At 69.8% G+C, this 602-nt stretch carries 1 protein-coding gene; it reads right to left on the reverse strand.

Annotation, left to right across the window (positions count from 1 at the left end):
• The coding region (locus tag BSE24067_RS32190) for an ABC transporter ATP-binding protein (RefSeq protein WP_174905008.1) at positions 1–602 on the reverse strand (602 nt) is incomplete at both ends.

The raw sequence follows: 602 nt of genomic DNA on the forward strand, positions 1-602 counted from the left end.
CGGCCTTGCGTCCACAGGTCCAGCAGGTCGGTACGCAGCGTTTCGGCCGTCAGCACGTCGAGCGCGGAGAACGGCTCGTCCATCAGCAGGATCGTCGGATCGACGACCAGCGCGCGCGCGAAACCGACGCGCTGCCGCATCCCGCCCGACAGCTCGCGCGGATACGCGTTCTCGAAGCCGTCGAGGCCGATCAGGTCGATCGCGGCGAGCGCGCGTTCGCGCCGCTCGCGCGCGCCGACGCCGAGCGCTTCCAGCCCGGCTTCCACGTTCTGCAGCACGGTCAGCCACGGGAACAGCGCGAAGGTCTGGAACACCATCGCGACACCTTCGGCCGGGCCGCGCAGCGGCTTGCCGAGATACGTCACTTCACCGCCGGTCGGCTCGATCAGCCCGGCGATGATTCGCAGCAGCGTCGATTTCCCCGACCCGGAACGGCCGAGCAGCCCGACGATCTCGCCTTCGCGCAGCGACAGGTTCGCATCGTCGAGCACGAGCAGCTCGCCCTGCGTCTTGTTGAAGCCGCGGCTCACGTGGTCGACGCGCAGGATCTCTTCGCCGAGACGCGGCGGCTGGGGCGGCTGGGACGTCTGGACAGGGGCGTT

Source organism: Burkholderia latens, assembly GCF_902499045.1.
GTDB lineage: Bacteria > Pseudomonadota > Gammaproteobacteria > Burkholderiales > Burkholderiaceae > Burkholderia > Burkholderia latens.